This window comes from Pseudomonas fragariae (ex Marin et al. 2024) (assembly GCF_059621105.1).
Map to the genome: position 1 here is coordinate 5,975,643 of NZ_CM184369.1, position 13,279 is coordinate 5,988,921.

The following is a 13,279-nucleotide window of genomic DNA, read 5'->3' on the forward strand; positions in this document are numbered from 1 at the left end:
TATAAATCGGTATTAAAAGCTTATTATTTTCTTATCATGAATTTATTTGTAGATTTTACCGATATTAATCTGCTTAAGACTCATGACCGCGCTCATTCCTACGAGCTGGGTGTGACGCGACGGCCCTTCGCGAACAAGTTCGCTCCTACGGCCTTCGGCCAGAATCAAAAACAGATCCGGGTATGACGATAATCTCCGGCCAACCTCTATCGTGCCCATGCTCCGCGTGGATATGCCGTTCTGGACGCTCTGCGTCCTCTATTCCAGTTCGCGCAGCACCTTCGATACGTTGTCGACGAAAAAGTCCACGCTTTGCCGGGTGGTGCACATCGGGGGTTTGATTTTCAGGATGTTCAGGTAGTCGCCGGTCGGCTGCATGAAAATGCCCAGCTCACGCAGGCGTTCGCACAGGCGCGCGGTTTCTTCTGTGGCGGGTTCCAGGGTGTGGCGGTCGCGGACCAGTTCCATGCCCAGATAAAAGCCCATGCCGTGCACCGCGCCCACCAGCGGATGTATATCGGCCAGGGCCTGCAGCCGCGCCTTGAAGTGGTCGCCCACGATCCGGGCGTTGTCCCAGAGTTTTTCCTCCTCCATGACATCCAGCACCGCCATGCCGATCCGGCAACTGACCGGACTGCCACCGGATGACGAGAAGAAATAACCCTCGGCCTCCAGCGCCTCGGCGATCTCACGGCGGGTGATCACCGCGCCCAGCGGATGGCCGTTGCCCATGCCTTTGGCCATGCTGATGATGTCCGGCACCACGCCCTGCTCTTCGAAGCCCCAGAAGTGATGACCCAGCCGGCCATAACCCACCTGCACCTCATCGGCAATGCACACGCCACCCACAGCGCGGACCTTCTGATACACCTGTTGCAGATACCCCGGCGGCAGGGAAATCCCGCCCGCATTGCCATACACCGGCTCGCAGATGAAGCCCGCCACCTGCCGTTGCTGCTCAGCCAGCGTGGCAAGGGCCTGATCGACACTGCGCACGTACTCAGGCGCACTGTCCGCGCCCCTGAACGGCCCGCGATAGGTGTTGGGCGCGGTGACCGGATGCACCCAGTCCGGGCGCGTGCTGAGCGCCTGCGGGTTGTCGGCGATAGAGGTTGAAATGGCATCGGTGGCCACCGACCAGCCGTGATACGCCTCCAGCACACTGAGCATGTCGCGACCACCGCTGTAAGCCCACGCCAGCCTGATCGCTAGATCGTTGGCCTCGGTGCCGCTGTTGACCAGAAACACGCGATCCATGCCCTCGGGGGCCAGCTTGAGCAGGCGCTCGGAGAACTCGGCGATCGCCGCATAATGAAAACGCGAGTTGGTGTTGAGCAACGACCACTGGCGCGCCGCCTCGTGAGCCATGCGCGGATGGCCATGACCGAGAACGGCGACGTTATTGAGCATGTCCAGGTAGGAGCGGCCCTGCATGTCGATCAGGTGGTTACGCCAGCCGCGCTCGATGTGCGGCGGGGCCTGGTAGTAGTGCTTTTGCGAGCGGGCAAAGCTGGCATCACGGCGCGCCAGCAATTGCCCGGCGTCCTGCAAGGCTGGCGCGTCACAATCAAAACCCAGCAGCGCCGAGGGCGACGGGCACACTGCGCGCCAGGCATCTGCCCAGGCCGGTGTGCTGAACAGCGGCGGGCTGAGGTCCGGCGCGGTACATAATTGCAGCAACAGCGAGCCACCGCCCTGCCCGATCAAAGAACCCGCCGCCACTTGACCCTGCAGCGAAGCCTCCGGCAACACACCCCACAGCTTCAAACTGACGCGCTCGCCGACCAACAGCACCGCAGCATCGGCCGTCAGCCGCAAGGTGCCCTCGAACGGCGCATGCAGCGGCGTTGCTGCGGGCACATGCAATTCGACGTGCAGCGCAAAGGTCTCCGGCTCGCTGGCGAAGTCAGGCAAGGTGCGTGACAGACGGTATTCACCGAACCTGCTGGCTGCCAGACCACTGTCCCCGGCCGCTTGCGAAAGCAGGTATTCATCGATGCCGCTCTGCTCCCAGTTGCCTGCCACGAAGTGCTCGCTGAGCACGCCCAGATCCACCAGCACCGGCTGAAGCCCCGCCAGGCTGGGCAACAACGGCGAATAGGCAGGTTGCTCGACAGGCGGCAGGTCCAGACAAACCGCGCGCAGAATGGCGGCTTCCATCAGCGCCATCGGCACCGAAGTGGCGACATCGAAAATGTTCCATTCGCCGGCAAGGTTGGCCTGGATATACGCATTGCCAGGCTCGACGCTGGCCTGTTGTTCGCTGCTGAGCACAAGCACTGCGGATCGAGCCACGATCAGCGGCCAGAGCGCCTGCAATTCCTCGATCTTCAGCGGATTGAGGGCGTGATAGGCGGCAATGGCCGGGAGGATGTACAGCGGGTCGCCCTCGGCGTGGTGCAGCAGCGCCGCGCAGGTCACCGACAGATCGGCCACTCGCCAGGTACTGAGCAGATCGCCGAAATCAATCAGCCCCTGCAAGTGCCACGGGTGCCCCGCCTCGCGTCGCCAGACTGCGTTGTGCTCGGAGATGTCCAGATGCACTGCCTGTATCGGCAGTGCGGCAATCAATGGCAACAGACGACGATGAGCCTGCTCGCCGGCTTCGATCAGACAAGCGCGAGCGTCGGCATCCTTGATCACCGGCAGCAGGTGCTTGATCAACGCGTGGGCGTGGCGCGGGTCCCACTGCAGGATGCGCTGCAGACCGGGGTGGTCGAAATCGGCCAGCGCAATATCCACATGGGCGCACAGTTCGCCCAGCTCGACCACGATGTCACGCCCCAGGTGCTCGACATGCCCCAGCGATTGCCCGTCGATGAACTCCAGCAGACGCACATGCACCGCCTGCCCGTCGATGTCGACCGACAGTAACTGTTCGGTGTCGATGGCACGGATCACGCCCGGCACCTTGACCGTACTGTGGCCAGCCAGATGATGCAACGCCGCGTGCTGGGCGTTCAGCTCGCTGGTCGAATACGCCCCGTGGCAGATTTTCAGCACATAACGCCGCGTGCCGGTATCCAGCAGAAAGTTGCGATCCTGCTGGCTGCCCAGCGCTTTCAGGGTGCCGCTCAGCCCGTAGTGCTGCGCGAGCAATTGCAGCGCCTGGTCCGCGCTGACCTCGGGGCAAGGCAGACTGGACCGGCGGATGAGCGTGGCAAGCGGCATGGAGAACCTCGTTCTTGTTGTCAGGCCCGGGCTCAATGAGCAAGGCGTGATGGGCAGTCGCGCAACTGTAGGGGCATTGACTATAGGGGGATTGCACTGCGCGACCAATCCGCACCTGCACCTCAGGTCGGAAATCAGCCGGAGTTTTATTCAACCGCCTGCTCGGGTTTAATGGTTCGATCCTGTCATACGCGCTCAAGCGCTATGCTGCATTACTCCAGAACACACAAGAAGGTCAGTTCATGCGAATACTCGTTACCGGGGGCGCAGGTTTCATCGGCTCTGCACTGATCCGCCACCTGATAAACAACACCGACCACGAAGTGCTGAACTTCGACAAATTGACCTACGCGGGCAACCTTGAATCGCTGCAGTCGATTGCCACCGACACGCGCTATGAGTTCGTGCAGGCGGATATCTGCGATCAGGCCCGTGTCAGCGCGGTGCTCGAGCGCTTCGCGCCGCAGGCGATCATGCACCTGGCGGCTGAATCCCACGTCGACCGCTCCATCGATGGTCCGGCCGAGTTCATCCAGACCAACATTGTCGGCACGTACAGCCTGCTGGAAGCCACGCGCGCCTGGTGGCTGAAACTGCCGGAAGCGCAGCGCCAGGCGTTCCGCTTTCACCATATTTCCACTGATGAGGTGTATGGCGACCTGCACGGTGTCGATGATCTGTTCACCGAAACCACACCGTATGCGCCCAGCTCACCCTACTCGGCGAGCAAGGCGGCGTCCGACCATTTGGTGCGTGCCTGGCACCGTACCTATGGCCTGCCGGTGGTGGTGACCAACTGCTCCAACAACTATGGGCCGTTCCACTTCCCGGAAAAGCTCATCCCGCTGGTGATTCTCAACGCCCTGGCGGGCAAGCCCCTGCCGGTGTACGGCAATGGCCTGCAAGTGCGCGACTGGCTGTTCGTCGAGGATCACGCACGGGCACTGCTCAAGGTGGTGACCGAAGGTGAAGTCGGCGAGACGTACAACATCGGTGGCCACAACGAGCAGAAAAACATCGACGTGGTGCGTGGTATCTGCGCGCTGCTCGATGAGCTCGCCCCGCAGCATCCGGCAGGCGTCGCGCAGTACAGCGACCTGATCACCTACGTGGTCGACCGTCCGGGCCACGATCAGCGTTATGCCATCGATGCCGGCAAGATCGACAACGATCTGGGCTGGACGCCCGAAGAAACCTTCGAGTCCGGGCTGCGCAAGACTGTGCAGTGGTACCTGGATAACCTGGACTGGTGCCGCAGGGTTCAGGACGGCAGTTATCAGGGCGAACGACTGGGCTTTACCGAGCCTAAAGACCTGATTGCCTGATCAGCACCCTTCTCGGCAGGCGCGCCTCAGGGCAGACTGTCGAGTCGCCACGACTTATTGAACATTGCAGGGGAAGCCACGTGAACGTAGTCGCAACAAAATTGCCGGAAGTCCTGATTCTCGAACCCAAGGTATTCGGTGATGAACGAGGTTTTTTCTATGAAAGTTTCAACGCCAAGGCTTTTCAGGCTGCCACTGGCCTGACCCGTGAATTCGTACAGGACAACCACTCGCGTTCGCAGCGCGGCGTCCTGCGCGGTCTGCATTATCAGATCGAAAATGCCCAGGGCAAACTGGTGCGCGTCACGGTCGGCAAGGTGCTGGATGTGGCCGTGGACATTCGCCGCAGCTCGCCGAACTTCGGCCAGTGGGTCGGCGTCGAGCTGTCCGCTGAAAACGCCCGTCAGCTGTGGGTTCCGGAAGGCTTTGCCCATGGCTTCGTGGTGCTCAGCGAACACGCCGAGTTCCTGTACAAGACCACCGACTACTACACACCGTCTGCCGAACGCTGCATCGCCTGGGACGATGCGGATCTGGCCATCGACTGGCAGTTCGACGGCCAGCCCAACCTGTCGGCCAAGGATCAGCAAGGCAAGCGCCTGAAAGAAGCCGACCTGTTTCCCTGAGCCCGCGACCCAAGGCCGCCCGGCGCAATGTCCGGGTGCCTGACAAGCCGGCGGCGGGCATAATACGCGCCTGATGCCCACGTCAGGATGACCGGGTGTTTTTGTTGCCTGCCGCGGCGTGATCGCCAGCAGGCATCGTCAACCCTTCGGCGACGGCCAATCGATGACCATGACTCCCGCTCTGCCGCCCCGCCCTCGCTGGCGCAGCCTTGCCCTTCTGGCACTCTGCCTGGCGCCGTTGCTGTGGCCGCTGGAGCATCTGGCCGAACGTTATTACCGCAACGTGCTGGCCAATCAGAACCGCCAGACCCTGGACCTGTACGTCGCCAACCTGCTCGGCACCCTGCACCGTTACGAAACCCTGCCGCAGATCCTCGGCGACCTGCCGGCCTTGCGCGCCGCACTGGCGGCACCGGGCGACACACCTACCCTGGTAAACGCCAACCGTCTGCTCAGCGAAATCACGCGTCAGACCGGTGCCGATGTCATGTACCTGATGGACGCAAACGGCCTGACCCTGGCGGCCTCCAACTCGGATCACAAGGACAGTTTCATTGGCCGAAACTTCTCGTTCAGGCCCTATTTCATCGATGCGCGGGCGGGCAGAACCGGGCGGTTCTTCGGCCTCGGCACGACCTCTGCCAAACGTGGCTACTTTTTCGCCGGCCCGGTGCGTGACGGTGAGCGAATCATCGGCGTGCTGGTGGTCAAGGTCGATCTGGACCACACCGAAACCCTGTGGGGCAAGACGCCCGAGCAACTGCTGCTGACCGACCAGAACGGCGTGGTGATTCTGACCTCCAACCCCGAATGGCGTTTTCGGGCGACCCGCGACCTGACCGATGACGAGAAAAAAGCCATCGTCGCGATCCAGTCCTACCCGACCCGCGATCCGCGCCCGTTGAGGATCGATGAAAACGCCTGGCTGACCCAGACCCAGGCCATCGAAGAGACCGGCTGGAACGTCAACATCCTCGCGCCTCGCGCCCTTGTCGACCGTCAGGTGCGCACGGTGGTGGCGATTGGCGGCGCAGCGCTGCTGGTGCTGATGTTGTTGCTGGGCCTGATGATGCAGCGTCGTCGTCATTATCTGGACCGCATCGCTTTCGAGGCCAAGGCGCGCCGCGAGCTGGAGATGCGGGTTATCGAGCGGACCAGCGATCTGGAGGGGCTCAACAGCCGTCTGCGCCAGGAAGTGCTGGAGCGCGAACAGGCGCAGCAGGAACTGGTGCAGGCTCAGGACGAACTGGTGCAGACCAGCAAACTGACGGCGCTGGGCACCATGTCGGCGAGTATCAGCCATGAGCTGAATCAGCCGTTGGCCGCTATCCGCAGTTACGCCGAAAACGCCGAAGTGCTGCTCGATCATCAGCGCACCGAGGACGCCCGCGGCAACCTCAAGCTGATCAGCGAACTGACCGGGCGCATGGCCTCGATCATCGCGCACTTGCGCGCCTTCGCCCGTCGCGACCGCCACGCCCCTGAAAGCGTGGCACTGCAACCGGCGCTGGAAGATGCGCTGGCGTTGCTGGCCAAGCGGCGGCGCGCCATGGAAGTCGAACTGATCCGTGACCTGCCGGACGCCACAATCTGGGTGCAGGCCGGTGAAACCCGTCTGCGTCAGGTGCTCGGCAATCTGATCGCCAACGCGCTGGACGCCCTCACTGAAAAAGGCCCGCCGCGCAGGCTGTGGATAAGTGTCGAGCAAACCGCCGAGGGCGTTAACCTGTACATTCGTGACAACGGCCCCGGCTTTTCCCAGGAAGCACTGGCGCGGGCTCGCGAGCCCTTCTTTACGACCAAGACTCGCACCCAGGGCCTTGGCCTCGGTCTGGCCATCTGCGATACGCTGATGCGCGCGCTGGGCGGCGAATTGCTGTTCGCCAACCATCCCAGCGGCGGTGCGCTGCTGACCCTGCGCCTGCGTGCCGGGGCTTCCGGGGCCAATCTTCAACCGCCAGAGGACCTTTCTGCATGAGTTCGGACACAGCCATCGACAGCCAGATTCAGGTGGTGCTGATCGACGACGATTCGCACCTGCGTCAGGCCCTGCGTCAGACGCTGGACCTGGCTGGCCTGAACGTTCTATCGCTGCCCGAAGCGACCGGGCTGGCCGAGCGCATCGGCCACGACTGGCCGGGCGTGGTGGTCAGCGATATTCGCATGCAGGGCATGGATGGCCTGGAACTGCTCGACCAGCTTCACGCGCAGGACCCCGACCTGCCGGTACTGCTGATCACCGGGCATGGCGATGTGCCGCTGGCGGTAAAGGCCATGCGCGCCGGGGCCTACGACTTTCTGGAAAAACCCTTCGCCAGCGACGCCATGCTCGACAGCGTGCGCCGTGCCCTGGCGTTGCGCCGTCTGGTGCTGGATAACCGCAGCCTGCGCCTGGCCCTGAGTGATCGCCAACAACTGAGCACACGCCTGATCGGTCAGTCGCCGCCGATCCTGCGTCTGCGCGAACAAATCGGCGCATTGGCCGGGACGCGAGCCGACGTGCTGATCCTCGGCGAAACCGGCGCAGGCAAAGAAGTGGTTGCCCGCGCGCTGCACGACCTGTCCAACCGCCGCAGCGGCCCGTTCGTGGCGATCAACGCCGGCGCGCTGGCTGAATCGGTGGTGGAAAGCGAGCTGTTCGGTCACGAGCCAGGCGCCTTCACCGGCGCGCAGAAGCGGCGTATCGGCAAGTTCGAATTTGCCAACGGCGGTACGCTGTTCCTCGATGAAATCGAAAGCATGAGCCTGGACGTGCAGGTCAAGCTGCTGCGCCTGCTGCAGGAGCGCGTGGTTGAGCGAATGGGCAGCAATCAGCAGATCCCGCTGGACATCCGCATCATCGCCGCGACCAAGGAAGACCTGCGTCACGCGGCCGATCAGGGCCGCTTCCGGGCAGACTTGTATTACCGCCTGAACGTGGCCTCGCTGCGCATCCCGCCGTTGCGCGAACGGGGTGAAGATGCGCTGATGCTGTTCGAACATTACGCCGATGCCGCGAGCATGCGCCACGGCATCCCCAAGCACGAACTCAAGCCGGGCCAGCGCGCGCTGCTGTTGCGGCATAACTGGCCGGGCAACGTCCGGGAACTGCAAAACGCTGCCGAGCGTTTTGCGCTGGGTCTGGAACTGGAGCTGGAGCCGGAAGGCGTTGATGCAGAGCAAGCGCCACCGCCGGGTGGTGGTTTGAGTGATCAGGTGGAAAGCTTCGAGCGCGCCTTGATCGCCGCCGAACTGGCGCGCCCGCACAGCTCGGTGCGCAGCCTCGCGGAAGCGCTGGGTGTGCCGCGCAAGACCCTGCACGACAAACTGCGCAAGCACGGCCTGACGTTTGGCGACAGCAGCGGAGCTTCCGATGACAACGATTGAGCCTGGACATGACGCCGCCCACGCACTGGAGCAGGTGCTGCACCACGACATCCCGCTGACCCGCGAGATGGGCATGCGCGTGATTGACTGGCACAACCAGACACTGCGCCTGCACCTGCCGCTGGCCCCCAACGTCAACCACAAGAGCACGCTGTTCGGCGGCAGCCTGTATTGCGGCGCAGTACTGGCGGGCTGGGGCTGGCTGCACCTGCGGCTGCGCGAAGCCGGGATCACTGATGGGCATATCGTGATTCAGGACGGACAGATCAGTTATCCACTGCCGGTACGCAGCGACGCCATCGCCCGCTGCGACGCGCCCGAGCTGGCGCAATGGGACAAATTCATCACCACCTACCAACGCCGAGGCCGCGCCCGCCTGACCCTGCACACCGCCATCAGCGAGCAGGACAGTGAAGAACAGGCCGTGCGCTTTGTCGGGCAGTTTGTGTTGCACCGGTGAGGCTGCGCGCAGTCAATTCACTACCCGTGGGAGCCAACTTGCTCGCGAAGAGGCCAGTGTAATCCGCAAAAATTCATCGTCTGATCAATCGTATTCGCGAGCAAGCTCGCTCCCACAAGAACGCGCCTGCCCCTGCAGACCTGTATCAAGCGAAGAACACGCCGTGCGCTTTGTCGGGCAGTTCATGTTGCGCCAGTGTGGCTGCGCGTAGTGGATGCAGACCTGTGGGAGCGAGCTTGCTCGCGAAGAGGCCGGTGCAATCGGCAAAAATTCATCGCCTGAACCATCGCCTTCGCGAGCAAGCTGGCTCCACAAGAACGCGCCTGACCCTGCATACCTGTATCAAGCGAAGAACAGGCCGTGCGCTTTAGCACTGGTGAAACTGTCTCAGCCAAGCGTCTCAGCGCTTTTGTAGGAGCGAACTTGTTCGCGAAGGCGTCGTTTCAAGCACTGGATTTGCTGTGGATGCACCGGCCCTTTCGCGAGCAAGCGAAACGTCGCCCGGTTCGCTTCTACGCCCGCCGGGCAGAGGCCTTGAGGCCCGGCCTCAGGACTGCGCCAGCACCAGCAGTTTGTCGCGCCATTCGGCGTTGGCTGGCAGGGCCAGGAAGAACGGGTTGAGCAGTGATTCGCGGGCCGGGTAGCTGAACGGCTGGCCGTCCAGTTGCAACACTTCGCCTCCTGCACCTTCAAGCACGCCCTGCGCCGCAGCGGTGTCCCATTGCGAGGTCGGGGCCAGGCGTGGGTAGCAGTCGGCGGCGCCTTCGGCCAGCAGGCAGAATTTCAGTGAGCTGCCGATGTTGGTCAGTTGCAAATGACCCAGCCCGTTCGACAGGCCCGCCAGCAAATGCTCCTGCTCCGGGCTGGAGTGGCGGCGGCTGGCGACCACGGTAAAGGTCTGCCCTTCGCCAAGCTGATTGCGCACGGCGATCGGCTGGAGGTGGCCGACGCCATCGCTGCGCCAGGCACCCAGCCCGGCACCGCCGAAGTAACAACGGTTGTTGGTGGGCATCGAGACCACACCGAATACCACGCGGCCGCGTTCGATCAGTGCGACATTGACGGTGAACTCTTCGCTGCCGGAGATGAACTCCTTGGTGCCGTCCAGCGGATCGACCAGCCACCAGCGCTCCCAGCTTGCCCGCTGGCGGAAGGGGATGTCAGCGTCCTCTTCAGAGAGCACATGAATGTCCGGATCAAGCGCCTGCAGGCCCTCGACCAGCACCTGATGGGCGGCCAGATCAGCGGCGGTCACCGGCGAGTCGTCAGTCTTGGTGGTCACGGTGACATTGGCGCGCCAGAACGGCAGGATCACTTCGCCCGCCAGTCGCGTGAGTTCAATCACCGGGGCGAGCAGCGGATGTGGCAGGTTGTGCAACGAATCGGTCATGGCTGAAACAATCCACGCTGGGTCAGCAGGTCACGTGTGAGGTACAGCGCGGCCAGCGCCCGGCCTTCGCTGAACTGGGCATTCTGGGCAAGGCTCGACAGCTCGCGCAGGTTGATCCGGTCGACCCGGATCGGCTCGGGCTCGTCGCCTTCCAGCCGCTCTTCGTACAGGTCGGTGGCCAGCACCACCTGAATTTTCTGGCTCATGTAGCCGGGAGACAGCGACAGCTCGGTCAACAATTCCAGCTCCCGCGCACCGAAGCCGGCCTCTTCCTTGAGTTCACGGTTGGCAGCCGCCAGCACGTCTTCGCCCGGCTCGATCAGGCCCTTGGGCAGGGACAGCTCGTAGGCATCGGTGCCGCCGCAATATTCTTCGATCAGCACCGCGTGATCGGCATCGAGCATGGCCACGATCATCACCGCGCCGGGGCCCGTGCCTTTGCTGGCCAGACGCTCGTAGGTCCGCTCGACGCCATTGGCAAAGCGCAATTGCAGCTCTTCAACGCGGAACAGACGACTACTGGCGACGATTGCGCGGGCAAGTACGGTAGGTTTCTGACGCATGACAGGCTCCTTTACATGAACGAGGTACTATACCGAGCTTTTCCCGATGTCTGTGTCGGATATGCTTACCCGCTATCAACCCCCTGACGAGGCCAGAATGCTTTCCATGCCCTGGAGCGAAATCGATACCGTCCTGCTGGATATGGACGGCACGTTGCTCGACCTGCATTACGACGAACACTTCTGGATGCAGCACCTGCCGCAGCGCTACGCCGAACTGCACGGCGTCAGTTTCGCCATGGCCTGGCTGGAATTGAAACCGCTGTTCGAAAACAACGCGGGCACGCTCAACTGGTACTGCCTGGATTTCTGGAGCGCCGAGCTTAACCTCTCGGTTCGCGACCTGAAACGCGAAATCGCCCACATGATTGCACTGCGCCCGGACGCCGAGAGCTTTCTGGCGGCCCTGCAAAAGGCCGGCAAGCGGGTGATCATGATCACCAATGCGCACCGTGATTCGTTGTCGCTGAAAATGGAGCGAATCGAGCTGGCGCCTTATTTCGAACGCCTGATCAGCTCTCACGATTACGGCTTTCCCAAGGAAAGCCAGCATTTCTGGGACGCGTTGAAGGCCGAAACAGCGTTCGACCCGGCACGCAGTCTGTTCATCGACGACACCCTGCCGATCCTGCGCAGCGCCCGACACTTCGGTGTAGCTCATTTGCTGGCAGTCAGCCAGCCCAACAGCCAGAAAGGCCCGAAAGACACCGAAGAGTTCGCTGCAGTGGACGACTATCGGGAGCTGAGCAAGGGATTGTAAGCAACGCCGTGTGCCCGCCTGAAAAGGCGGGCAGCGTCTTCAGATCACTTCGGAATGCGCAGCTTCTGACCTGGATAGATCTTGTCCGCGCTCTTGAGCATCGGCTTGTTGGCTTCAAAGATTTTCTGGTACTGGTTGGCATCGTGATACACGCGCTTGGAAATAGCGCTGAGGGTGTCGCCCGGCATCACTTCGACGTATTCGGATTCAGAAGTCTCGCCGCCCGCAACAGTCATCTGGTCGTCGACTTTATCCACGCCATGAATATTACCCAGCGTCACGACAATCTTTTCCCTCTCCTCCTGATTGGCGACCTGGCCTTTGACGATGACCGTGCCGCCGTTAACCTCGGTCTGCACATTGGGGTTGCCCAGGCCGACTTCGGAGATATGCTTTTTCAGCACCTCATCGGCGTTGGCTTTATCTGGCAGAAGTGCATCCAGAATTTTCTCGCCTGCTTCTTTGATGAAACTGATAAGACTCATTTTCTGGTTATCCGTAAGTAGTGTTGAGGACTGCGCGATTAGTGTAGCCCTCGTAAATCAAGGGCTGCAGGCTTCCGACCAACGTAGCTCGACCATCGTTCAGCCTGAACGCGTAGAATCGGCTGTCTGGATGGCTCACCGGAGTGAATATGGACATCAAGCAACTTAAATTTCTGATCGCCCTCGACGAGACGAGGCACTTCGGCCAGGCGGCTGCGCGTTGCAACATCACCCAGCCGACGCTGTCGATGCGCCTGCGCAATCTGGAAGAAGAGCTTGGCTTGCCACTGGTCAATCGCGGCCAGCGCTTCGAGGGTTTCACTGCGCCAGGCGAACGCGTATTGGCCTGGGCACGCACGGTACTGGCGGCCTACGACGGTCTGCAGGCTGAAGCGGCCGCCTGCCGCGGTCATCTGGTCGGGACGTTGCGCCTGGGCGTGGTGCCGCTGTCGAGCTTCGACCCGCTGCCATTGCTGCACCGGCTGCACCAGATGCACCCCAATCTGCGCTTCGAGCTGTCGTCACTCAGCTCCGAGCAAGTGCTGGAACAACTGGCGAGCAATCGTATCGACCTGGGCGTTTCGTACCTGGAACGGCTGGACAACGAGCGTTTCGATTCGCTGACCCTGGACGACACACGCATGGGCCTGCTGTATGACCGTCGGCACTTTACCTTTGGTGACGATCCCTTGAGCTGGGCCGACCTGGTCGAGTTGCCGCTGGGCACGCTGACCAGCGGCATGCATTTTCGCCAGTCGATCGATCACAACTTCCATAGCCGCGGCCTGCAACCCAATCCGCTGATACAAACCGATGCCGTTCATCAGTTGCTGCAAGCCGTACACGGCGGTTTTTGCTGCGCGATCATGCCGCTGGATGGCGGTCTGGAAACGCTGACCGAACATTTGCGCCTGCATCCGATTGCCGACTCCCGGACTTTAGCCCGGCTGGGGTTGATCATGCGCCGCAGTGCGCCGCGCTCGGCACTGGCTGAAGCCTGCTTTGCACTGGTAGCGGAAATACCGCGCTAGCGCGTTGATCGACGTCATCTATCGGGGCATCAGCACTAGCGATTAGACGATTTCCAATAACGGGCCTAGTCTTGCAGATGTCATTCTGCCGGTATTTCAGCC

Annotated in this window: 11 protein-coding genes; 7 read left to right on the forward strand and 4 right to left on the reverse strand. The window is 62.0% G+C overall.

Annotation, left to right across the window (positions count from 1 at the left end; translation table 11 throughout):
• Positions 1-258: 258 nt before the first annotated feature.
• On the reverse strand, positions 259-3,171 hold the full coding sequence (locus AC54XV_RS26080; protein ID WP_496717475.1) for an aminotransferase: 2,913 nt from the start codon (positions 3,169-3,171) through the stop codon (positions 259-261).
• Between the two features lie 242 nt (positions 3,172-3,413).
• On the opposite strand from AC54XV_RS26080, the gene rfbB reads away from it, so the two are divergent.
• The 5 genes from rfbB (at position 3,414) to AC54XV_RS26105 (ending at position 8,948) form a co-directional block, all read left to right on the forward strand.
• A complete protein-coding gene (rfbB, locus tag AC54XV_RS26085) occupies positions 3,414-4,496 on the forward strand; it encodes a dTDP-glucose 4,6-dehydratase (RefSeq protein WP_024652757.1) in 1,083 nt (360 codons plus the stop codon).
• Between the two features lie 80 nt (positions 4,497-4,576).
• The gene (rfbC, locus tag AC54XV_RS26090; protein WP_003318259.1) at positions 4,577-5,122 is read left to right on the forward strand and encodes a dTDP-4-dehydrorhamnose 3,5-epimerase; all 546 of its coding nucleotides are present in this window, start codon (positions 4,577-4,579) and stop codon (positions 5,120-5,122) included.
• A 169-nt stretch (positions 5,123-5,291) separates the two neighbouring features.
• On the forward strand, positions 5,292-7,100 hold the full coding sequence (locus AC54XV_RS26095; RefSeq protein WP_032607501.1) for a sensor histidine kinase: 1,809 nt from the start codon (positions 5,292-5,294) through the stop codon (positions 7,098-7,100).
• Positions 7,097-8,488: a sigma-54-dependent transcriptional regulator gene (locus AC54XV_RS26100; protein WP_496717477.1), complete on the forward strand. Its 1,392-nt coding sequence runs from the start codon at positions 7,097-7,099 to the stop codon at positions 8,486-8,488. The genes AC54XV_RS26095 and AC54XV_RS26100 overlap by 4 nt, the downstream gene beginning before the upstream one ends.
• Complete coding sequence (locus AC54XV_RS26105) at positions 8,475-8,948, forward strand: YiiD C-terminal domain-containing protein (RefSeq protein WP_024659893.1); 474 nt, start codon at positions 8,475-8,477, stop codon at positions 8,946-8,948. The genes AC54XV_RS26100 and AC54XV_RS26105 overlap by 14 nt, the downstream gene beginning before the upstream one ends.
• Before the next feature lie 547 nt (positions 8,949-9,495).
• Here AC54XV_RS26105 and cysQ read toward each other — a convergent pair.
• Positions 9,496-10,338, reverse strand: coding sequence for a 3'(2'),5'-bisphosphate nucleotidase CysQ (gene cysQ, locus AC54XV_RS26110; protein ID WP_104724271.1), 843 nt, complete (start codon positions 10,336-10,338; stop codon positions 9,496-9,498).
• Positions 10,335-10,901, reverse strand: a complete 567-nt coding sequence (nudE, locus tag AC54XV_RS26115; RefSeq protein WP_003372295.1) for an ADP compounds hydrolase NudE — start codon at positions 10,899-10,901, stop codon at positions 10,335-10,337. Before nudE ends, cysQ begins: the two co-directional genes overlap by 4 nt.
• A gap of 97 nt (positions 10,902-10,998) precedes the next feature.
• On the opposite strand from nudE, the gene yrfG reads away from it, so the two are divergent.
• Positions 10,999-11,661: a GMP/IMP nucleotidase gene (gene yrfG, locus AC54XV_RS26120; RefSeq protein WP_024660324.1), complete on the forward strand. Its 663-nt coding sequence runs from the start codon at positions 10,999-11,001 to the stop codon at positions 11,659-11,661.
• Positions 11,662-11,705: 44 nt separating this feature from the next.
• Here the strand turns inward: yrfG and lysM are convergent, their stop codons facing one another.
• Positions 11,706-12,146: a peptidoglycan-binding protein LysM gene (lysM, locus tag AC54XV_RS26125; protein ID WP_024660323.1), complete on the reverse strand. Its 441-nt coding sequence runs from the start codon at positions 12,144-12,146 to the stop codon at positions 11,706-11,708.
• A gap of 149 nt (positions 12,147-12,295) precedes the next feature.
• On the opposite strand from lysM, the gene AC54XV_RS26130 reads away from it, so the two are divergent.
• The gene (locus AC54XV_RS26130; RefSeq protein WP_003401941.1) at positions 12,296-13,177 is read left to right on the forward strand and encodes a LysR family transcriptional regulator; all 882 of its coding nucleotides are present in this window, start codon (positions 12,296-12,298) and stop codon (positions 13,175-13,177) included.
• Positions 13,178-13,279: the final 102 nt, after the last annotated feature.